This window comes from Streptomyces hokutonensis (assembly GCF_042751305.1).
In the GTDB taxonomy this organism is placed as follows: Bacteria; Actinomycetota; Actinomycetes; order Streptomycetales; family Streptomycetaceae; genus Streptomyces; species Streptomyces hokutonensis_A.
Genome location: NZ_JBHYWD010000001.1, coordinates 338410 through 360318 on the forward strand (window position 1 = coordinate 338410; position 21909 = coordinate 360318).

The following is a 21909-nucleotide window of genomic DNA, read 5'->3' on the forward strand; positions in this document are numbered from 1 at the left end:
CCCGGCTCCACGCTCGGCAGTGGTCGGTCACGAAGCCTCGCCCGCCGAGGTCGGACCGGCGTGTCGACGACGGTGGAGAGGAACCCCCGATGACTGCTGAGCGTGTGCTGACGCCGACTCCCACGGCGTACCGATGGCGGTGGCTGGCGCTCACCGCCCTGCTGCTGGGCGAGGCGATGAACCTCCTGGACGCGACCATCGTGCAGGTCGCCGCGCCGAAGATCCATGCTGATCTGGGTGGATCGGTTTCCGACATCCAGTGGTTCACGACCGCCTACACTTTGCCGTTCGCGGTGCTGTTGATCATGGGCGGTCGGCTGGGAGACATCGCCGGACGCAAGCGACTGTTCGTGATCGGTGTCACCGGATTCATGGTCGCGTCCGCCGCCTGCGCCGCGGCGCCCACGGTGGGGCTGCTGATCACGTTTCGGGTGGTGCAGGGAGCCGCGGCGGCCGTGATCATCCCGCAGACCATCGGCCTGATCAAGACGATGTTCGCCGGTCCCGAGATGTCCAAGGCCCTGGGCAGCATCGGTCCGGTGATGGGGTTGGCCGCCGTGTGCGGGCCGGTGCTGGGTGGCGTACTCACTCACGCCGACCTGTTCGGCTCCTCGTGGCGTGCGGCGTTCCTGGTGAACGTCCCCGTGTCGCTCGTCGTCCTCGCGATCGCGCCCAAGCTGATGGAGAACCGTGCCCCGAAGCGGCCCGGCCTCGATGTGACCGGCACGCTGCTGGCCATGGCCGGCATCGGTCTCGTCGTCTACCCGTTGATCGGCGCCGACCTGACCGCCCTGTCGGGGTGGAGCTGGGCGGCCATCGCGGCCGGGTTGTGCCTGATGGCGGTGTTCGCGGTGCACCAGCGCCAGGTGGCCGCCGCAGGGCGCAGCCCGCTGGTGGAACCGAGCCTGTTCGCCCACCACGGGTTCCCGGCCGCGCTGGTGACGTCGATGACCTTCTTCGCCGTCACGAACGGTCTGATGATGGTCATCGTGCTTCAGCTCCAACTCGGTCTGGGGACCGATGTGTTGAAGGCGGGGCTGACCCTCGCTCCGTGGTCGGTGGGCCTGGCCGTCGCCTCCTGGGTGGCCGGCGCGCACCTGGTCAGGCGCTACGGCCACCGCATGATGTCCCTCGGCCTGGTCGTTCTGCTGGTCGGTGCGCTTGCGGCCATCGCCGTCTATCACACGGCCGACGCGCACAAGTACCCGACGCCGCTGCTGCTCGCCCTGGCGGTCGTCGGACTCGGAGTCGGCCTGTTCAGTCCGGCGTTCTTCACCATCGCGCTCAAGCCGCTGCAGCCGCAGGAGATCGGCTCGGCCGCCGGTCTGCTGAACGCGGTCCAGCAACTGGGCGCCACGCTCGGGGTGGCGGTTCTCGGCAGTGTCTACCTCGGCAGCGCCGGTGACGGCGGTGCCCGGCCGGCCCTGCACGCCGTCCAACTCGCCTTCTGGGTCGCCGTGGTGCTGGTGGTGGTCAGCTTTGCGACCAGCCGGATGATGATCGACAAGAACGCTCCGGCCGACGAGGGGGCCGGGCACTAGGTCGTGTCCGCGAAGTCCCGTCGTCCGCCCGGAGGGCGGGCCTCGCGGCGTTCGGTGCGTGCTCTGGGGGTCCCCCCCGGCCGAAGGCTGGGGGAGTGCCGGGCGGAAGTCCTCGTACTGGTCGTACGTGGGCTTTCGCCCGGTGCGGCGAGTGGGGGCCCCTCCCACGCCCTTGAGGCAGTGAGGGAGCGTGCCAGGCGTCGCGGGGCTGGGGGTACCCCCTCTGCGGGAGGGACTTCGCGGACACGGCCCAGCGGAGCGATGTCCCGCTGGGTGTGGGCGGCGGCCTTCGGGCCGCCGCTTCGGCGTGCCCGTGGCTTGTGGGCCACAGGCCGTCAGATCCGGGTACGGGCAGGGGCAGGGGGGATCCGGGTGCGGGCCAGATCAGTGATGATGGGGCTCGACGCCTTGAGGTTCTGCAGGACCGGGCTGGTCTCGAGGGTGTGGATGGCGTCCAGGGAACCCAGCCGCCGGGCCAGATAGTGGTGCAGGTCGGCCGGGTCGCGACACAGGGCCTGAGCCACCAGGTTGGTGGGCCCCGTGGTCGCCGCGACGTAGGCCAGCTCGTCGTGTCCGGCCAGTGTCGTCGCCACGTTCTCGAGGTGTGCGGGGCTCACCGACATCCACAGCAGCGCCCTGGTGTTGGCACCGAAGTGGCCGGTGTCGACCTCGACGTCGAAGAAGATGGCGCCGCCCTCCTGGAGATCCGCGAGCCGGCGCGCCACGGTGACCGGGGACCAGCCCGTCTCCTGCGCCAGCTCCGCGTGCGTGGCCCGGCCGTCCTTCTGCAGGGCGACCAGCAAGTCCGCGTCGCCTTCGGTGAGTTGGCGCGGCACGGGCACGTACGAGGTGTCGGCCGTCTCGTGCTCGCGCAGGACACGTTGCTGCTTCTCGTCGAGCGTGTCGGCGCTGCGGCGCCAGTTCGTCGGACCGCCGAGGTAGGTGTGCAGGATGCAGTGCGCGGACACGGCGGTGATGTTGCTCGTGCGTGGGATGTCGCGCAGCAGCAGGGAGTTGCCGGTGTCCGCCTCGGTCGGCGAGTGGATGATCGCGACGATCTCGGTGCCGCCGGAGGTGAGTTTCACCCATGACGTGTCCCGTCGGCGCACAAGCGCGTAGGCGAGGTCCTGAGCGGAACTCGCCGCCGCGGTGAGCCGGACGAGCCACTGCGTCTGACCCGCCTGATGGGGGTCCGGAAGTCCCACGACCCGCAGGGATGCCTCGGTGCGCAGCCGACGGTAGCGACGGGCGACGGTCTGCGGCGAGACGTCGAGGGCGGCGGCGATCTGGCTGAAAGGCGCGCGGCCGTCGATGTGCAGCGCGTGGATCAGGGCACGGTCCAGGTCGTCCAGCATGCACACATCCTTCAGTGAGGGCCTGCTCCGTGGAATAAACTTGAAGATAACGCAGAGCACGCTACCATCGCACCGGTAAGGTCCCACAGAATTCCATCAGGTCAACCGCTCGGGCTGAGATGCGCGGGCGTAGCGGGGGCATGTACGGCGAACGAGCGGGGTCTCTTCCCTCCTCTTTTCGCGCCCCTTCCGCCAGGAAATAGTCAGCAATTTTTACGGATGTTCACGGTCGACGATCTGCATACGTGGACCGCACCTTTCCGTTGAATTGAACTCGTCTTGGGGAGGATTTTATGGTGGAGCTGAAGACACCTTCCGTCGGGGTAGGACAGACCGCGCTCTTCACCGCCTGGATGCGGCAACTGGAAAGTGAGCGTCCGGATGCGCTGTTCCGGGACCCGCTGGCCACCACGATGCTCTCGGCGCTGGCCGAGAACCCGGTGCTGGCCGAGGTCGCCGAGGTGATCAAGCAGACCCACAACAGTGCCGCCGGCTTCCCCACGTACTTCGCGGTGCGCACACGCTTCCTCGACGACGAGATCCTCGCCGGGATCGGCACCGGGATCCGTCAGGTCGTCACGCTCGCCGCGGGGGTGGACGGCCGTACCGTACGGCTCGCGCTCCCTGCCGGGACCCGGTGGTTCGAGGTGGAGCTGCCGGAGATGACGCAGTTCAAGGACGCCCTCATCGCCCGCTCCGGACTGCCCCTGGCCTGCGAGCGTCACGGAGTCGCCGCCGATTTGCGCGAGGACTGGCAGTCCCTGCTGCGAGCTGCGGGCTTCGACCCGCGGCAGCCGACGGTCTGGCTGGTCGAGGGGCTGCTGATGTACTTGAGTGACACCGCGGGAGAGTCGCTCCTCGCCGGTCTCACCGAACTGTCCGCGCCGGGGAGCCGGCTCATGCTGGAACACCTCAAGGCGGCCATGCTCGAGGAAGAGGGCAGGCCCGTGCGTGAACGGGTCGAGGAGCAGGGCGCCAAGTGGCTCTCCGCCCGCGACGACCTCGAGGAATGGCTCGGCGGCCACGGCTGGCGGGCCCGCGTGTACGCGGGAGACGATCCGCGCATCGGTCACGGGCGCACGGTCGCCCCGCTCCCGGCCTGCTGGCTGGCGGCTGCGGAAATCTGAGGGAACTCGCGGGTGCGCGGTCGGTAATTCGGAATTCCGCATTCCGTTGCCGGTTGCTGTATTTCACGCCACGCCGCCCCTGTATTTGGCCGAGACGCGGTCCATGGTGCGGGTTTGGCCCAGAGGGCATACGGGGATAACGCCGGGTACGATCGCTCGCAGTGTATTTCCCTGCGGTTCATCCCCCTGTTAATCGGGGCGGCTCAGCGACGGATTTCGTCCTTATCGCGTCCCGCTAGCCGAGAGTCGCTTTCCCGTGACCCGCAACGAGAGATTCACGGCCTACATGGGGCTCTTCCCGCCGGTGCAACCGGGAAATCGTCCCCGTCATTCGCCTCACGGACAGCAGAGGATTCGCATGTCTGACGACACCGCACGCCCGCATGATCCCAAGGAGCCTCGTGCCCGCAGCGGCCACTGTGTGGTTCTCGGGGCCAGCATCGCCGGTCTCTTCGCCGCCAGGGTGCTGTCCGACACGTTCGACCGCGTCACGGTGGTCGACCGGGACGTCCTCCCGGAGACGGATGAGAACCGGCGCGGTGTGCCGCAGGGGCGACACGCCCACGCGATCCTGCCCGCCGGCACCCGCGGGCTGCAGGAGATGTTCCCCGGGCTGCTGGAGGAGTTCGAGGCGGGTGGCGTCCCCGTCGTCCGGGAGCCGACCGAGATGTACTTCGCGCCGGGCGGTCACCTCCTGTGCCAGGAGGGCCGTTACGCCGACCCCACACCCACCTACCAGCCGACCCGGCCTCAGCTCGAAGGGGGGATCCGGGCGCGGATGAGGAAGGTCCCCGGTGTGGAGATCATCGACCGGTGCGAGGCCGCGGGGTTGCTCAGCGCGCCGGACGGATCCCGTGTCACCGGTGTCCGGGTCGTCGAGCGCGAAGGCGGTGCGGAGCGGGAGTTGACGGCCGACCTCGTCGTCGACGCGACCGGCCGCGGTGGGCGCGCCACCCGCTGGCTGGCCGACCTCGGCTACGAGCCTCCGGGTGAGGACCGGATCGCCGTCGACATCAAGTACGTCAGCCGCACCCTGCGTCTGGCGCCGGGCGCCCTCGGTCGCCGCAAGGTCGTGATCGTGGGAGCCACACCGGGCCGGCCGGCGGGTGCGACCTTCCTCCAGCACGAGGAGGACCGCTGGATGCTCACCCTGATCGGCTACGGCGGCCACCATCCGCCGACCGACCCCGCCGACTTCCTGGAGTTCGCCAAGCCCATCGTGCCCTCCGACGTCTTCGAGGCACTGTGCGCCGCGGAGCCCCTCGACGATCCGGTCGCCCATCGCTACCCGGCGAGCGTGCGCCGGCGTTACGAACGGCTGGAGAGGTTTCCCGACGGGCTGATCGTCTTCGGCGACGCGATCTGCAGCTTCAATCCCGTCTACGGCCAGGGCATGTCGGTTGCCGCGCTTCAGGCCGCCGCGCTGCGGGAGTGTCTCGGCCGAGGACACGACCGGCTGCCGTACCGCTTCTTCCGGGCGGCCGCCCGGAAGATCGAGGTGGCCTGGCAGATGGCCGTCGGCAGCGACCTGGCCCTTCCTCAGGTCGAAGGGGACCGGCCGCTTCCGGTACGGCTGACGAACGCGTACTTCGAACGGCTGCTGACCGCGGCCGAGCGGGACCCCGCACTCACCCAGGAGTTCGTCAAGGTCAGTTCCCTGCTCTCCTCGCCCCTCATCCTCCTCAGCCCGCTCACCGTCGCCAGGGTCGTGCTCGGCAACCTGCGCCGCCCCGTCGGCTCGCGCTGAGAAGACGGACGCCCGAAGACGCGGCCGAAAAGCACGGCGCGTAGTTGAATCCTGCAAATTTCAGCGTTCTGGATTCTTGGTGAATTGGAAATAGTCACCCTTGACTTCCGGGATTTCGGGCCCCTAGCGTTCCACCTGTCGAGAAACGCGAAAGGAATGATTCGGAATGTCAAATTCCGTGTTCCCAGTCGATTCGGTCACCAGTGAGGAACTGATTCCCGACCGTGCGGAACTCGTCGCGCGAGCCGAAGGTCTGCGGGAACTCCTGTGGGCGGACGCCGTCGAATGTGAACGGGAACGGCGGATATCCGACCGGGTCCTCGCTGCCATGACCGGGGCCGGACTGCTGCGACTGCAGACACCGCGCCGGCTCGGCGGCTACGCCACGGACATGCGCACCCTGCTCGAGGTCGCCACCGCGCTCGGCCGGGGCTGCCCCTCCGCCGCCTGGATCGCCGGCGTCCTGAACGCCGGCAACTTCATGGCCGCCCTGTTCCCGGCAGCGGCCGGCGACGAGGTCTGGGGCCGGACTCCGGACGCCCGGTGCGCACTGGTCCTCGGACTGCCCTCACCGGCCGTCGAACCGGTCGAGGGCGGCATGATCGTCAGCGGCGAGTGGGCGTACGTCTCCGGCAGCCTGCACGCACAGTGGGTCAGCGCCCTGATCGCCGTCCCCGCCGACACGGGCCGGCCCGACATACGGTTCGCCCTGATGCCGGCCGACGAGGTCGCCATCAAGGACACCTGGTACTTCGCCGGAATGCGCGGCACCGGCAGCAACACCGTCGTGGCCGACCGGATCTTCGTACCGGACCGCAGGCTGGTGCCGTACCTGCCGATCCTCAACGGCGAGACCGACGGTGTCGTCGATCCCGCGCTGCCCTACCGCAACAGCCTGACCGGCCTGTTCTCGATCGGCCTGATCGGCGCACTGATCGGCGGCGCCGAGGCGGCCCTGGACTTCGTCCGCGACAAGGGCCCCACCCGGCCCGTCGCCGGCTCCACCTACCGGAACCAGACGCAGTCGCCGACCTTCCAGCTCGACCTCGCCGACGCCACCTCGAAGATCGACATGGCGAAGCTGGTGGCCGGACGCATCGCGGACACCGTGGACGAACTCGCCCGGGCCGGCGTCAACGCCGACCTCACCGTCCGGGCCCGCAACCGGCTGGAGTCCACGCTGGTCGGACGGTTGTGCAGGGAGGCCGTGGACACCCTCCTCACCGCCCACGGCTCCTCCGCCTTCAACGAGTCCAACCCCCTCCAGCGGCTCTGGCGCGACATCAACGTCGGCAGCCGACACGCCGGCTTCGGCATGGGCATCCCCGAGCAGGTCTACGGCCGTGCCCTGGTCGGCGGCGACCCGCGCGACATCAGTTTCATCGTCTGACCCCCGCACATCCCCCTCACCCCTCGTCCCGCCGAGCAGAGGACACCCATGCCAGAACCCCGAATACCCACCGACCGGACCGAACTGCGCGCCCACAACCGGGCCATCGTCGAGCAGTACATGAACACGCGTGGTGAGGACCGGCTCCGGCGCCACCTGCTGTTCACCGAGGACGGTGCCGGCGGCCTGTGGACCACGGAGAGCGGCGAACCGATCGTCATCCGCGGTCGCGACCGGCTGGGCGAGCACGCGGTCTGGTCGCTCAAGTGCTTCCCCGACTGGGCCTGGACCAACGTCGAGATCTTCGACACCCAGGACCCCGACCGTTTCTGGGTCGAATGCGACGGCGAGGGAAAGATTCTCTTTCCCGGATATCCGGACGGGTACTACCGCAACCATTTCCTGCACTCCTTCCTGTTCGAGAACGGGAAGATAAAGCAGCAGCGCGAGTTCATGAATCCCTGCCAGCAGTTCAAGGCACTGGGAATAGACGTTCCGCGCATCGAACGTGCCGGCATCCCCACCTGATCCGCCCGCCCGCACGCACGGTATGCCATGACCCGAACATAAATCCTCTCCGCTTCACGGGGGCACTGTCGTGGGACACGCACTTACTGAAATACAGAGGGCCAAGGCGCTGCAACAGCCCGATTGGCCCGACCTCGCGCAGGTCCAGCGGGTACGGGAGATCCTCAGTTCCCGTCCACCGCTCGTCCGGATCGACGACGTCCACACCCTCAGGTCACTGCTCGCCTCCGTCGCGGCGGGGGAGGCCCTCGTGCTGCAGTCGGGAGACTGCGCCGAGGACCCGGAGGAGTGCACGTCCGAGCACGTACGGCGCAAGACCGCCGTGCTCGGTCTGCTGGCCACCACCCTGAAGATGCTCACCGGGAAACCCGTCCTGCGCGTCGGACGGATGGCCGGCCAGTTCGCCAAGCCGCGGTCGAACGACTTCGAGCAGGTCGGCGACCTGGCACTGCCCGTCTACCGGGGGCACATGGTCAACAGCCCGGAGCCCGACCCGGAGGCCAGGCGTCCCGACCCGCTGCGCATCCTCACCGGGTACATGGCGGCCGGCGACATCGTGGAACACCTCGGGTGGCGCGCCCCCGCCCTGCGCACCTGGCCGGGCATCGAACCCCTGGTGTGGACGAGCCACGAGGCGCTCCTGCTGGACTACGAGGTCCCGATGATCCGCGAACTCGGCGACTCCACGCGGTGGTTGGGCTCCACACACTGGCCGTGGATCGGTGAGCGCACCCGCCAGTTGGACGGCGCCCACGTCGACCTGCTGGCCGATGTGGTCAACCCGGTCGCCTGCAAGGTCGGCCCGGGCATGACCCCCGAGGAGATCACCTCGCTGTGCGAGCGCCTTGACCCGCTGCGCGAACCCGGCCGCCTCACCCTGATCTCCCGAATGGGGGCCGACGCCGTCGGTGAGCGGCTGCCGGCCCTGGTGGCGGCGGTCCGCTCCGCGGGCCACCCGGTGATCTGGCTGTGCGACCCGATGCACGGCAACACCATCACCGCACCGGGCGGCCGGAAGACCCGGCTGCTGACCACCATGGCCCGCGAGGTGCACGAGTTCGGCCACGCGGTGGCGGCGGCGGGCGGCGTTGCCGGAGGACTCCATCTGGAGACCACACCGGACGACGTGACCGAGTGCGCCGCGGATGTCTCGGCGCTCGGCCGGATCGGCGAACGGCACACCACCTTCTGCGACCCGCGCCTCAACTCCCGGCAGGCCGTCTCCCTGGTCACGGCATGGGCCGAGACCCTCTGACACGCCCCGCCGCCGCGTCCACCCTGCTGGAAAGGAGCTGAGCCATGGCCGGCCTACCCCCTGTCACGTCGTACGTCCTGCCCACCGCCGAACGCCTGCCCGAGAACGTGGCGGACTGGATCCCGCATCCGGACCGCGCCGTCCTGCTCGTCCACGACATGCAGCGCTACTTCCTCCAGGCGCTGCCCGACCCCCTGCGCGGCGAACTCGTCCACAACGCCGCCGCCCTGCGCAAGCGTGCCGTCGCCCTCGGGGTCCCGGTGGCGTACACCGCCCAGCCCGGCCGGATGACCGACGAACAGCGCGGACTGCTCAAGGACTTCTGGGGTCCCGGTATGCGCACCGACCCGGCGGACCGCGAAGTGGTGCCCGAACTCGCGCCGGCCGAGGACGACTGGGTGCTCACCAAGTGGCGTTACAGTGCCTTCTTCCGCACCGACCTGCTCGATCGCATGCGGGCCGCGGGCCGTGACCAGCTCGTGCTGTGCGGCGTGTACGCCCATGTCGGCGTCCTGGCCACCGCGCTGGAGGCGTTCACCAACGACATCCAGACCTTCCTCGCCGCCGACGCCCTCGGCGACTTCTCCGAGACCCACCACCGACTGGCCCTGGAGTACGCGGCCCAGCGCTGCGCCGTGGTGCTGCCGTCCACGGAGGTGTTCGTATGAGCACACGACATGACCCGGGCTTTCGAACCCCCGGCGACCTGCTCGGCCGCGTACTGGACCTCCGGGCCCCCGCCTTCGCCCTGCTGCACCGTCCGGAGACCGGCACCCCGGACACGGTGGACGTCCTGGTCGGCGATGTGACGCTGCCGGAGACCCTGGCCGACATCCCCCTCACCGACGACCCGGCGCCCGGCAACGCGGAGACCGGGCACGATGTCCTCGTCGTGGCGCCGTACCGGCAGATCACCGAACGCGGCTTCACCGCTCCCGACGACGGCGCACCCCTCATCGCCCTGTCCGTCACCAGCCAGGACCGGGTCTCGGTACCCGAACTCCTTCTCCGGCTCCCGGACACACCGACCTCCGTGACGGCCCGGGGCTTCGACATCGACGACGAGCGGTACGCCGAAACGGTACGCCGCATCGTCGCGGACGAGATCGGCACCGGGGAGGGCGCCAACTTCGTCGTCAAGCGGTCCTTCCTGGCCGAGATCGGCGACTACTCGCTCCGCGACGCGCTGGTGTTCTTCCGCAGGTTGCTGGAGCGGGAACAGGGCGCGTACTGGACGTTCGTCATCCACACCGGTGAGCGCACGTTCGTGGGTGCCACCCCCGAACGCCACATCTCGGTGAGCGGCGGGACCGCGGTCATGAACCCGATCAGCGGCACCTATCGCTACCCGCCGGCCGGCTCCACCCTGGAAGGCGTCACCGAGTTCCTCGCCGACCGCAAGGAGACCGACGAGCTGTACATGGTCGTCGACGAGGAACTGAAGATGATGGCCCGCATCTGCGAGGGCGGCGGCCGTGTTCTGGGGCCCTATCTCAAGGAGATGGCGCGGCTGGCCCACACCGAGTACTTCATCGACGGACGCACCGACCGGGACGTGCGCGAGATCCTGCACGAGACGCTGTTCGCGCCCACGGTCACCGGCAGCCCGCTGGAGAGCGCGGTCCGGATCATCCACAAGTACGAGCCCGAGGGCCGCGGTTACTACAGCGGTGTGGCCGCGCTGATCGGACGGGACACGAGCGGCGAGCGTGTCCTCGACTCGGCCATCCTCATCCGTACCGCCGACATCGACCCCCGGGGCCGGGTGCGGATCGGGGTCGGCGCCACCCTGGTCCGGCATTCCGATCCCCTGTCGGAGGTCGCCGAGACCCGGGCCAAGGCGGCCGGTCTTCTCGGCGCCCTGGAGAACGGACGTGTCCGGCGGTACGGCACACACCCCGACGTGCGCGCGGCCCTGGAACAGCGCAACAGCGGCATCGCGCGGTTCTGGCTCGACGAGAGCGCCGGCCGACGGCCCGCGGTGACCGGGCTGGAAGGACTGAGTGCTCTGATCATCGACGCCGAGGACACCTTCACCGCCATGATCAGGCTTCAACTCCGCTCTCTGGGACTGAAAGTGACGGTCCGTCAATTCGACGATCCATATGCCTTCGACGGCCACGACCTGGTCGTGATGGGCCCAGGACCCGGAGACCCCCGAGCGGCCGACGACCGCAAGATCCGCAGTCTGCGCTCCGCGATCGACCGCCTGCTGGCCGAGCAACGGCCCTTCGTCGCCGTGTGTCTGAGCCACCAGGTCCTCAGCCTCGGCCTCGGCCTCGACCTCATCCGCCGGGATGTCCCGAACCAGGGCGTGCAGCGCGAGATCGACCTGTTCGGCAGCCCCGAACGCGTCGGCTTCTACAACACCTTCGCCGCCCACAGCGAGGAGGACAAGCAGGACATCGCGGGGATCGGTGCCGTGGAGGTGAGCCGCGACCCGGCGACGGGAGAGGTACACGGACTGCGCGGACCCGGCTTCGCCTCCATGCAGTTCCACGCCGAGTCGGTGCTCACCGTCGACGGTCCGCGCATCCTGGGCCGCACCATCCAGGAGGTGCTCGGCCGTGCGGGTTGACATCGCCTGGTGGGACCTCGACGGAACGCCGCAGACCATCGACTCCCTCCGGGAACACCTTCGAGAGGGGGCGGTCGCCGCGTGGAGCGACGTACCGGGTCTGCGGCTGAAGTTCTGGATGGCGGACCGGCAGCACAACCGGTGGGGCGCGGTGATGCTCTGGGAGGCGGACCGCCCCGCCGAGCTGCCGCCCAACCGGGCCGCGCAGCTGATCGGGCGCCCGCCCACGCACCGGACTCGCTTCGACGTCGAGGCCACGGTCGAGGGCGCGCACATGCTGCCCCGACTCGACGGACTCGGGCCCGTGTTCACGCCGACCGCCTGAACATCCGTACCTATACCCGGGGGACCCTCACGTGCACGAATACACAGTCGTCGACGCCTTCGCCCGTACTCCCCTCGAAGGCAATCCGGTGGCGGTCTTCTCCGACGCCGCGGACCTGACCACCGAGCTGATGCAGCGCATCGCCCGGGAGATGAACCTCTCCGAGGTCACCTTCGTCCTGCCCCCCGAGCAGGGCGGAGACGCCCGCATCCGCATCTTCACCCCCGTCAACGAGCTGCCGTTCGCCGGCCATCCGCTGCTGGGGACCGCGGTGGCGCTGGGCCACACGCTCAAGGAGGACCGGCTCAGGCTCGAGACAGCCATGGGCGTCATCCCGTTCGAACTCGCCGCCGACGACGGGGTGACGACCGTACGGATGCGACAGCCCATCCCCACCTGGGAGCCGTACGAGCACCAGGAGGAACTCCTGGCGGCGCTCGGAGTCGAGGAGACCGTCGCGCCGGTGGAGATCTACCGCAACGGCCCCCGGCACGTCTTCGTGGGACTCCCCGGCGTCACGGAACTCTCCGCTCTGCGCCCCGATCACCGCGCCCTCGGCCGATTCCCGGACATGGCGGCGAACTGCTTCGCCGGCGCGGGCGTCCACTGGCGGACCCGCATGTTCTCACCCGCCTACGGCGTCGTGGAGGACGCGGCGACGGGCTCGGCCGCCGGCCCTCTCGCCATCCACCTGGCCCGGCACCGGCTCGCCGGCTACGGGCAGCGCCTGGAGATCCTCCAGGGCGTCGAGATGGGCCGCCCGTCCCTGATGCTCGCCACCGCCGAAGGCAGCGGCGAGTCCGTCCGGTCGGTCGAGGTCGGCGGCCACGGCGTCGTCGCCGCCCGCGGCACCCTCTACGTCTAGCGAGGAACGCGTGAACAGCAGCCGATTCGAGAGCCTCACCGGCGAAGTCGACCTGGACTTCCCCGAGTACGACAGTCCGCCCGCCGAGCCCATGGGCCTCGTCCACCAATGGATCAGTGAGGCGACCGCACGCGAGGTGCGCGAACCCCGCGCGCTGGCGCTGGCCACCGCGGACAGCCAGGGGCGGGCCTCCAACCGCATCGTCTCCGTCACCGACATCACCCCCCGCGGGCTGGTGTTCGCCAGCCACTCCACCAGCCAGAAGGGCCGCGAGATGGCGGCCACCGGCTGGGCATCCGGCCTCCTCTACTGGCGCGAGACCGGCCAACAGCTCATCCTCTCCGGGCCCGTGGCCCAGTTGAGCGACGCCGACTCCGATGCCCTCTGGTCCGGCCGGCCGATCCCCATGCACTCCATGTCCGCGGCCTCCCGGCAGAGCGAACCCCTGCGGGACGCGGCCGCCCTGCGTGCCGAGGCGGATCGCCTGGCGGCACCGGCGACCCCGCTGCCGCGCCCCGCACGCTTCGTCGCCTACCTGCTCAGCCCGGTCGCCGTGGAGTTCTGGTGCGCCGACTCGGACCGACTGCACCGCAGGCTGCGCTACGACCGGCACGACCGAGGATGGCGCACGTGCCGCCTCCAGCCCTGATCCGCTCGCCACCGGAAGGTGATCGCCCCATGAAAGGCACAGCAGGCACTACCGGCGCGGCCCTGACCCACGCCATGTCCAGGGTTCCCGGACCGGTGACCGTGGTCACGACCGTCGACGGCACCGGGCGGCGCCGGGGTTTCACGGCGACCTCCTTCAGCTCCCTGTCCCTGGACCCGCCCCTCGTCCTGGTCTGCCTGAACAAGACCGCCAGCACCCACGCGGCGTTCGCGTCAGCCGACCGCTTCCTGGTCAACCTCCTCGCACACGGGCAGGACCAGATCGCACTCCGCTTCGCCCGGTCCGGCGTCGACCGATTCGCCGAAGGCGACCTGGAGGGGGACATCGTGCCCTGCGAGCTGGGCCTGCCCGGCGCGCCGGGAGCCTCCGCCCGGATCGCCTGCGCACTGCACGCCGTCCTGGACGGGGGCGATCACAGCATCGTCGTCGGCCGCGTCCTCGACACCCACGTGGACGACGACCGCACTCCGCTCGTCTACTACGACCGGACGTTCACCCACCCGGCCTCCGCCCTCGGCATGACGGATCCGCTGCTGTCCCTCCACCTGGCGGACTGGTGATGACCGGCAGGGACACCGCCGTGAAGGTCACCGTCGTCTACTACTCCGCCACGGGCCACGTCGCCGACATCGCCCGGGAGATCGCCGACACGGCCGAGAAGGCCGGCGCCGAGGTCCGGCTCCGCCGGGCCGCGGAACTGGCCCCCCGGGAAGTCGTCGCGTCCCAGCCCGCGTGGGCCGCCACCGCCGAGGCGACCGCCGGCATCCCGCTCGCCGCTGTCGAGGACGTCGTCTGGGCCGACGCCGTCCTCATGGGTTCCCCGACCCGGTTCGGCAACATCGCCGCCCAGCTCAAGCAGTTCCTCGACACCCTCGGCGGCGCCTGGAGACGTGGCGAACTGGCCGACAAGATCTACAGCGGTTTCACCTCCACCGGCAGCCCGCACGGTGGCAACGAGTCCACTCTGCTCGCCCTCATGCAGTCCTTCCACCACTTCGGCGGCATCGTCGTCGCCCCCGGGTTCACCCACCCCGACAAGTTCGTCGACGGCAACCCCTACGGCACCGCCCACCACGATGCCGGCGGCACCGCCCCCGTCGGCGACGTCACCCGCAACGCGGCCCGAGTCCAGGCCGAGCGGGTGGTGCGCCTCGCCAAGGTCCTCACCACCGCCGCTTCCTGACCACACATCACCCTCAGCAGGGCCGGAGAGCTCCTACTTCCCCCGGGGAGCTCTCCGGCCCGACACCCTCGCGCCTTCCCGTTCGACGTTCCACCAGTCAGCAGCCGCTGCGACCCCAGGGAGAGCCATGTCCCGCCGCCTGTTCACCTCGGAGTCCGTGACCGAGGGACACCCCGACAAGATCGCCGACCGGATCAGTGACACCGTCCTCGACGCCCTGCTCACGGAGGATCCGCGGTCGCGGGTCGCCGTGGAGACCCTGATCACCACCGGGCAGGTGCACATCGCCGGCGAAGTGGCCACCACCGGGTACGCGGACATCCCCGCCCTGGTCCGGGACGCCGTCCTCGACATCGGCTACGACGCCTCCCAGAAGGGGTTCGACGGACGGTCGTGCGGGGTGTCCGTGTCGATCGGCGCCCAGTCCCCGGACATCGCCCAGGGCGTCGACACCGGCGGCGCGGGCGACCAGGGCCTGATGTTCGGCTACGCCTGCGACGAGACACCCGAACTGATGCCGCTGCCCATCCAGTTGGCCCACCGCCTGTCGCATCGGCTCGCCCAGGTCCGCAAGGAGGGCATCGCCCCCTATCTGCGCCCGGACGGCAAGACCCAGGTCACCATCGAGTACCTGGGCAGCCGCGCCGCCCGCCTGGACACGATCGTCGTCTCCGCGCAGCACGCGGCGGACACCGACCTGGACGGCCTGCTCACTCCCGACATCCGCACCCACGTCGTCGAGCACGAACTGGCCCGGCTGGCGGACCACGGCATCAAACTGGACACCGAGGGCTACCGTCTCCTGGTCAACCCGACCGGCCGCTTCGAGATCGGCGGCCCGATGGGCGACGCCGGTCTGACCGGCCGCAAGATCATCATCGACACGTACGGCGGCATGGCCCGGCACGGCGGCGGCGCCTTCTCGGGCAAGGACCCCTCGAAGGTGGACCGTTCGGCGGCGTACGCGATGCGCTGGGTCGCCAAGAACGTGGTCGCCTCCGGACTCGCCCGTCGCTGCGAGGCGCAGGTGGCATACGCGATCGGGGTGGCCGAGCCGGTCGGCCTGTTCGTGGAGACCTTCGGCACCGCCGCCGTGTCGCACACGGCGATCGAGCACGCAGTCCGGCAGGTCTTCGACCTGCGTCCCGCCGCGATCATCCGCGACCTCGACCTGCTGCGCCCGATCTACGCCCGGACCGCCGCATACGGCCACTTCGGGCGCGAGCTGCCCGACTTCACCTGGGAGCGCACCGACCGGGTCGACGCCCTGCGCGAAGCGGCCGGGCTCTGACATGCGGATCGCCGTCACCGGTTCCATCGCCACCGACCACCTGATGACATTCCCCGGCCGTATCGCGGACCAACTGCTCGCCGACCACATCGACCGTGTCTCGCTGTCGTTCCTGGTCGACACCCTGGAGATCCGCGACGGAGGAGTGGGCGCGAACATCGCGTACGGTCTGGCCCAACTGGGCCACCGCCCGCTGCTGGTGGGGGCGGTGGGCGCGGACTTCGCCCGGTACGGGCAGCGGCTCTCCGCGCTCGGCGTCGACACCTCCGGGGTCCATGTCTCCCGCAGCCGCCACACCGCCCGCTTCCTGTGCACCACCGACCCGGACGGCAACCGGATCGCCTCCTTCTACCCGGGAGCGATGACCGAGGCCGCCGACATCGACCTCGTCGACGTGGTGAGCCGGGGCGGAGGCGCCGATCTCGTCCTCGTCGGTGCCGACGACCCGGCCGCGATGCTCCGGCACACGCGCGCGTGTCGCGCCCACCGCATCCCCTTCGCCGCCGACCCGTCCCAGCAACTGGCCCGGCTCGACGCCCCCCGGATCCGCGAAGTCGTCGAGGGCGCCGACCACTTGTTCACCAACGAGTACGAACACGCGCTGCTGCTCGCCAGGACAGGCTGGTCCCGGGCCGACGTCCTGCGCCGTGTCGGCGTATGGGTCACCACCCTGGGAGAGAAGGGCAGCCGCGTCGAATGCGCGGACGGGCCCGCGCTGGACGTCCCCGCCGTCGCGACCCCCGAAGCGGCCGACCCGACAGGCGTGGGCGACGCCTTCCGCGCCGGATACCTGGCTGCCCTGGCCGCAGGCGAGGACACCACCCGATGCGCGCAGTCGGGCTCGGCCCTGGCCGCCCAGGCGCTGTCCTGCGTCGGTATCCAGACCTACACCACGTCCGCCGCACGTCTGCGAGACCTGACGACCGCGGCGTACGGACCGGCAACCCCGCCAGGAGGCGACACGGCATGACGGCTCCCGCCCCGGTGGCCGAGCGGAATCGCACAGGACCGGCCGAACTGATCACGGCAGGCCACCGCTCGTACTCCTTCGAGTTCTTCCCGCCCAAGACCCCCAAAGGGCAACGCGCCCTCTGGGACGCGCTGCGCCGCGTCGAGACTCTCAACCCGTCCTTCGTGTCGGTGACGTACGGCGCCGGCGGCACCTCCCGGGAACGCACCACGGCACTCACGCGGCGCATCACCGAGGACACCACGCTGCGCCCGGTGGCCCACCTCACCGCGGTCCAGCACTCCACGGCCGAACTGCGCGCGATCATCGGCCGCTACGCCGACGCCGGTATCCGCGACGTCCTCGCCCTGCGCGGAGACCCGCCCGGAGACCCCCAGGGCCCGTGGCTCCCGCACCCCTACGGCCTGCGGCACGCGGCCGAACTCGTCGAACTCATCCGCCGGTGCGGCACGTTCAGCATCGGCGTCGCGGCCTTCCCGGAACGCCATCCCCGCTCACCGGACTGGGACACCGACATCCGCCATTTCGTGGCCAAGTGCCGTGCCGGCGCCGACTACGCCATCACCCAGATGTTCTTCCGCGCCGAGGACTACCTCCGGCTGCGCGACCGCCTGGCCCGCGCCGGATGCCACACCCCGGTCATCCCGGGCATCATGCCCGCCACCCGCTACGAACAGATCGCCCGGTTCGCCCGCCTCAGCAACGCGACGTTCCCCGACGACCTCGCGCTGCACCTGCGGACCGCGCAGTACGACCCGGGAGAGTCCCATCGCATCGGTGTCGACCACGCCACCGAACTCGCCCAGCGGCTGCTCGACGAGGGCGCCCCCGGGCTGCACTACATCACCCTCAACCAGTCGTCCGCCGCCATGGACATCCACCGGGGGCTGCGCCTGCCCGTGCCACCCCGCAACCCGGAGGTGGTCACATGATCACGGACACCGCACGCGGCACGAAGCCCCTCATCGGCCGGATCCCCGGCTCCAAGAGCCTGACCAACCGGCTGCTGCTGCTCGCCGCTGCCGCCGAGGGCACCAGCCGCATCCATGCCCCGCTGGTCGGCGAGGACACGCTCACCTTCCGCGACGCGCTCAGGGAATGCGGTATCCCCGTACGGGTCGGCCCTGAGGACGAGTACTGGGCGGTGACGGGAGCGGGCCGGGGCCCGGCCGGCCGGGCCCGCCCGTGGTGCGCGGACGCCGGGACGGCCGCCCGCTTCCTGCCCCCTTTCGCCGCCGCCGGCCGCGGCACCTTCCTCTTCGACGGCTCCTCCCAACTCCGGGCCCGACCCCAGCAGGCGCTGCTGGAGGCGCTGCGCGGACTGGGAGCCGACATCGAGGCAGGTCCTGGCAACGGCCTCCCCCTGCTGGTCCGCGCCGAAGGACTGGCCGGCGGGAACATCGCGGTGGAGTCGTCACCGAGCAGCCAGTACCTCAGCGGTCTGCTCATGGCGGCGCCCCTGATGCGCACGGGACTTCGGGTGCGCGCCCCCGGCCTGGTCAGCCGCCCCTACGTCGACATGACGGCGGCGCTGATGCGACGGTACGGCGCCCGCGTCACCGAAGGCGAGGACGGCGAACTGCGGGTCGAGCCGGGGTCGTACACGGCCACCGACACGGTCGTCGAACCGGATGCCTCCACGGCGTCGTACGTCTTCGCCGCCGCGGCCGTGACGGGACGCACCGTCACCGTGCCCGGCCTCGGCGCGGGCAGCCTTCAAGGCGACCTCCGCTTCGTGGAGATCCTCGCGAAGGCGGGCGCCGAGGTCCGGGTGGACGAGACGGCGACAACGGTGACCGGCACCGGACGACTGCGTGGAGGCTTCGCCGTCGACATGGGCGATATCTCGGACACCTTCATGACCCTCGCCGCGATCGCCCCGCTGGCCGACGCGCCGATCACGATCCACGGGATCGGACACACACGCCTGAAGGAGTCCGACCGCATCGCCGCCATTGTGCAGAACCTGCGGTCCTGCGGAATCGAGACCGCCGAGGGCACCGACTGGATCACCGTGCACCCAGGTACGCCACGCTCCACGCACGTCGCCTGCCACCACGACCATCGCATCGCGATGGCCTTCTCGGTGCTCGGCCTCACCGTCCCCGACACGCTGACTCTGGACGACCCGCACTGCGTGGCGAAGACGTTTCCGGGGTTTCACAGCGAGCTGCGGCGGCTCTTTCCTTGGTACGAACTGCCCGTTGGCGCAGCCGAGTCGATGGAGGAGCACCGTTGAGCAGGTTGCGCTGGCTGACCGCGGGGGAGTCCCACGGTCCCGCACTCGTGGCGACGTTGGAGGGTCTTCCCGCCGGTGTGCCGATCACCACGGAGATGGTCGCGGACCACCTGGCCCGGCGTCGGCTCGGTTACGGGCGTGGTGCGCGCATGAAGTTCGAGCGTGATGAGGTGACTTTCCTGTGCGGTGTCCGCCACGGCCTCACGCTCGGTTCCCCGGTCGCGGTCATGGTGGGCAACACGGAGTGGCCGAAGTGGGAGCAGGTGATGGCGGCCGACCCGGTCGACCCGGAGATCCTCGCGGGGCTGGCCCGCAACGCCCCGCTGACCCGCCCCCGCCCCGGCCACGCAGACCTCGCCGGCATGCAGAAGTACGGTTTCGACGAGGCCCGCCCGATCCTGGAGCGCGCCTCCGCGCGCGAGACCGCCGCCCGTGTCGCACTGGGTGCGGTGGCCCGGTCGTACCTCAAGGAGACGGCCGGAATCGAGATCGTCTCGCACGTCGTCGAGCTGGCCTCCGCGAAGGCCCCGCGGGGTGTCCTGCCCACCCCGGCGGACGTCGAGCGGCTGGACGCCGACCCCGTGCGGTGCCTGGACGCGGATGCCTCGAAGGCGATGGTCGCGGAGATCGACCAGGCACACAAGGACGGCGACACGCTGGGTGGTGTGGTCGAGATCCTGGCCTACGGTGTTCCGGTGGGTCTGGGCTCGCATGTGCACTGGGACCGCAAGCTGGACGCCCGTCTGGCCGGTGCCCTGATGGGCATCCAGGCGATCAAGGGTGTGGAGATCGGTGACGGGTTCGAGCTGGCGCGGGTGCCGGGTTCGAAGGCGCACGACGAGATCGTGAAGACCGATGAGGGTATTCGTCGGGTCTCCGGGCGGTCCGGGGGTACGGAGGGCGGGCTGTCCACGGGTGAGCTGCTGCGGGTGCGGGCCGCGATGAAGCCGATCGCGACGGTGCCGCGGGCGCTGCAGACCGTGGATGTGGTCACCGGTGAGGCCACGCAGGCCCACCACCAGCGCTCCGACGTGTCCGCGGTCCCGGCCGTCGGCATCGTCGCCGAGGCGATGGTCGCCCTCGTCCTCGCGGACGCGGTCGCGGAGAAGTTCGGCGGCGACTCGGTGCCCGAGACCCGGCGCAACGTCCGTTCGTACCTCGAGAACCTGGCCATCCGGTGACCGCGACCCCGCTGGTCGTCCTGGTCGGTCCGATGGGCGTCGGCAAGTCCACCGTCGGACAGCAGCTCGCGGAGCGGCTCGGTGTCGGCTACCGGGACACGGACGACGACATCGTGGCCGTCGAGGGCCGTACGATCGCGGAGATCTTCGTGGACGAGGGTGAGCCGGTCTTCCGTGCGATCGAGAAGCGGGCGGTGGCCCGGGCGCTCGCCGGGCACGACGGTGTCCTGGCGCTGGGCGGCGGTTCGGTCCTCGACGAGGACACGCGTGCGCTGCTGGCCGCGCACCGGGTTGTCTATCTCTCGATGGACGTGGACGAAGCCGTCAAGCGCACCGGCCTCAACGTGGCCCGCCCGCTGCTGACCATCAATCCGCGCAAGCAGTGGCGTGAACTGATGGAAGCCAGGCGGCACTTGTATGCCGAGGTCGCGCGGGCCGTCGTATCCACCGACGGCCGCACCCCCGAAGAGGTCACCCAAGCCGTCCTGGACGCACTGCCGGTCGCGAGATGGACGAAATCGACGCGAGCGACTCAAGGAATGGAAGGAACAAGCGAGTTGACCGCGTTGGCTGGAGCCCTGTCCTGCGGCACAGCCACTCTGGGTGAAGATCGATCGTTGTGACCCGAGGAGAACCGATGAAGATCACTCGTCATCCTGCCGGTGCACCGTGCTGGGCGGATCTCGACACCCCCGACGTCGCCTCTGCCCGCACCTTCTACACCTCCCTTCTGGGGTGGGAGGCCCTCGAACTACCCAGCGGATACGTGAACTTCGTGCTGCGGGGCGAGAAGATCGTGGGCGCGGTCAAGCTCAGGGAAGGGCAGGAGCACTCGGCCGGCTGGAGCGTCTACTTCATGTCGGACGACCTGAACGGGACGACCAAGGCCGTCGAGGAGGCCGGGGGCCGTGTGGTGAGTCCGCCCACGAAGGTGTCGGTCGCCGGTAGCGCGGCCGTCTACGAGGCCCCGGACGGGGCGGTGTTCGGCGCCTGGGAGCCCGACAAGCACCCCGGTTCCGGACTGGTGCGTGAGCCCGGCGCGCTGTCCTGGTTCGGCCTGAGCACACCGGACATCGACGGCGCCAAGGCGTTCTACACCCAGGTCTTCGGCTGGAGCGCCGCTGTACCCCCGGCCGGCGGGGCCGCGGCTCATCTGACCTTCGTCGGCGGAGTCGCGGAGTTCGGCGGCATCACGAGCGGGCCCGAGGGCGCCGCCGGCTGGACCCTGCACTTCGGTGTCGCGGACGTGGACGGCGCGTCCGTCGCCGCGGTCGCGCTGGGGGGCACCGTCGTGTCCGCGCCTTCCGAGGCGCCCGGCGTCGGACGAGTCGCCGTACTCAGGGACCCGGCAGGTGTGAGTTTCGCCCTGGTCCAGCACACCTGACGGCCCGAGAGCCGCCCCGGTGGGCCGGTACATCCCGCCGGGGCGTCACCGTGGCGCCTCGGCGCTTCGACGCCCTGATCGTCTGCACGCATCCTTCAGGCGACTCATCCGGTACGGAAGAAACCCCGCAGATCGGCCGTACGGCTCGCGCGTGGAGTACGGCGTGAGCACGATCTGCCTGTCGGCCCAGGACATTCGTCAGTGGAAGAAGGAGGTGGTTCGCCGTGCAGAGCGAACCTCCCAGTCAGCCCCGGCGTACCGCAGCCCCTCACCCACGCGG

The 21909-nt window shown here is 70.2% G+C and carries 20 protein-coding genes and 1 pseudogene; 20 read left to right on the forward strand and 1 reads right to left on the reverse strand.

The features are described from left to right. The first annotated feature begins 89 nt into the window (after positions 1-89). Positions 90-1541: an MFS transporter gene (locus ACFXC1_RS01540; RefSeq protein ID WP_381237236.1), complete on the forward strand. Its 1452-nt coding sequence runs from the start codon at positions 90-92 to the stop codon at positions 1539-1541. Between the two features lie 335 nt (positions 1542-1876). Here ACFXC1_RS01540 and ACFXC1_RS01545 read toward each other — a convergent pair whose 3' ends face one another. Beyond that, positions 1877-2896 carry an Lrp/AsnC family transcriptional regulator gene (locus tag ACFXC1_RS01545; protein ID WP_381237239.1) on the reverse strand — a complete coding sequence of 340 codons (1020 nt, stop codon included), beginning with the start codon at positions 2894-2896 and terminating at the stop codon, positions 1877-1879. A 293-nt stretch (positions 2897-3189) separates the two neighbouring features. Here ACFXC1_RS01545 and ACFXC1_RS01550 point away from each other — a divergent pair, with 293 nt between their 5' ends. The 19 genes and pseudogenes from ACFXC1_RS01550 (at position 3190) to ACFXC1_RS01640 (ending at position 21629) form a co-directional block, all read left to right on the forward strand. Beyond that, positions 3190-4023 (forward strand): SAM-dependent methyltransferase, encoded by an 834-nt coding sequence (locus ACFXC1_RS01550; RefSeq protein ID WP_381237242.1) that lies wholly within the window; start codon positions 3190-3192, stop codon positions 4021-4023. Positions 4024-4381: 358 nt separating this feature from the next. Further along, positions 4382-5770, forward strand: a complete 1389-nt coding sequence (locus ACFXC1_RS01555) for an FAD-dependent oxidoreductase (RefSeq protein ID WP_381237245.1) — start codon at positions 4382-4384, stop codon at positions 5768-5770. A 166-nt stretch (positions 5771-5936) separates the two neighbouring features. Then, positions 5937-7160 (forward strand): acyl-CoA dehydrogenase family protein, encoded by a 1224-nt coding sequence (locus ACFXC1_RS01560; protein WP_381237248.1) that lies wholly within the window; start codon positions 5937-5939, stop codon positions 7158-7160. A gap of 48 nt (positions 7161-7208) precedes the next feature. After that, a complete protein-coding gene (locus ACFXC1_RS01565; protein WP_381237251.1) occupies positions 7209-7688 on the forward strand; it encodes a PhzA/PhzB family protein in 480 nt (159 codons plus the stop codon). A gap of 70 nt (positions 7689-7758) precedes the next feature. Further along, positions 7759-8943, forward strand: a complete 1185-nt coding sequence (locus ACFXC1_RS01570) for a 3-deoxy-7-phosphoheptulonate synthase (RefSeq protein ID WP_381237252.1) — start codon at positions 7759-7761, stop codon at positions 8941-8943. A gap of 44 nt (positions 8944-8987) precedes the next feature. Next, positions 8988-9611, forward strand: a complete 624-nt coding sequence (locus ACFXC1_RS01575; protein ID WP_381237255.1) for an isochorismatase family protein — start codon at positions 8988-8990, stop codon at positions 9609-9611. After that, entirely contained in the window at positions 9608-11521 is a 1914-nt protein-coding gene (locus tag ACFXC1_RS01580; protein WP_381237258.1) for an anthranilate synthase family protein, read from the forward strand. The genes ACFXC1_RS01575 and ACFXC1_RS01580 overlap by 4 nt, the downstream gene beginning before the upstream one ends. Then, the gene (locus ACFXC1_RS01585; RefSeq protein ID WP_381237261.1) at positions 11511-11846 is read left to right on the forward strand and encodes a hypothetical protein; all 336 of its coding nucleotides are present in this window, start codon (positions 11511-11513) and stop codon (positions 11844-11846) included. Before ACFXC1_RS01580 ends, ACFXC1_RS01585 begins: the two co-directional genes overlap by 11 nt. A gap of 31 nt (positions 11847-11877) precedes the next feature. Continuing rightward, positions 11878-12711, forward strand: a complete 834-nt coding sequence (locus ACFXC1_RS01590) for a PhzF family phenazine biosynthesis protein (protein ID WP_381237263.1) — start codon at positions 11878-11880, stop codon at positions 12709-12711. A 10-nt stretch (positions 12712-12721) separates the two neighbouring features. Continuing rightward, positions 12722-13360: a phenazine biosynthesis FMN-dependent oxidase PhzG gene (gene phzG, locus ACFXC1_RS01595; RefSeq protein WP_381237265.1), complete on the forward strand. Its 639-nt coding sequence runs from the start codon at positions 12722-12724 to the stop codon at positions 13358-13360. Between the two features lie 29 nt (positions 13361-13389). Further along, positions 13390-13941 carry a flavin reductase family protein gene (locus tag ACFXC1_RS01600; protein ID WP_381237268.1) on the forward strand — a complete coding sequence of 184 codons (552 nt, stop codon included), beginning with the start codon at positions 13390-13392 and terminating at the stop codon, positions 13939-13941. Beyond that, positions 13941-14564 (forward strand): NAD(P)H:quinone oxidoreductase, encoded by a 624-nt coding sequence (wrbA, locus tag ACFXC1_RS01605; protein WP_381237270.1) that lies wholly within the window; start codon positions 13941-13943, stop codon positions 14562-14564. Before ACFXC1_RS01600 ends, wrbA begins: the two co-directional genes overlap by 1 nt. A gap of 127 nt (positions 14565-14691) precedes the next feature. Beyond that, positions 14692-15855, forward strand: a complete 1164-nt coding sequence (metK, locus tag ACFXC1_RS01610; RefSeq protein ID WP_381237273.1) for a methionine adenosyltransferase — start codon at positions 14692-14694, stop codon at positions 15853-15855. A gap of 1 nt (position 15856) precedes the next feature. Continuing rightward, a complete protein-coding gene (locus ACFXC1_RS01615; protein WP_381237276.1) occupies positions 15857-16825 on the forward strand; it encodes a carbohydrate kinase family protein in 969 nt (322 codons plus the stop codon). Next, a complete protein-coding gene (metF, locus tag ACFXC1_RS01620; protein ID WP_381237278.1) occupies positions 16822-17757 on the forward strand; it encodes a methylenetetrahydrofolate reductase [NAD(P)H] in 936 nt (311 codons plus the stop codon). The genes ACFXC1_RS01615 and metF overlap by 4 nt, the downstream gene beginning before the upstream one ends. Then, the gene (aroA, locus tag ACFXC1_RS01625) at positions 17754-19064 is read left to right on the forward strand and encodes a 3-phosphoshikimate 1-carboxyvinyltransferase (protein ID WP_381237280.1); all 1311 of its coding nucleotides are present in this window, start codon (positions 17754-17756) and stop codon (positions 19062-19064) included. The genes metF and aroA overlap by 4 nt, the downstream gene beginning before the upstream one ends. Then, a complete protein-coding gene (gene aroC / locus ACFXC1_RS01630) occupies positions 19061-20245 on the forward strand; it encodes a chorismate synthase (protein ID WP_381237283.1) in 1185 nt (394 codons plus the stop codon). Before aroA ends, aroC begins: the two co-directional genes overlap by 4 nt. Continuing rightward, positions 20242-20742: pseudogene (locus ACFXC1_RS01635) on the forward strand (shikimate kinase); the annotation flags it as partial. The gene aroC and the pseudogene ACFXC1_RS01635, both read left to right, overlap by 4 nt. A gap of 140 nt (positions 20743-20882) precedes the next feature. Continuing rightward, a complete protein-coding gene (locus tag ACFXC1_RS01640) occupies positions 20883-21629 on the forward strand; it encodes a VOC family protein (RefSeq protein WP_381237285.1) in 747 nt (248 codons plus the stop codon). Positions 21630-21909 lie beyond the last annotated feature (280 nt).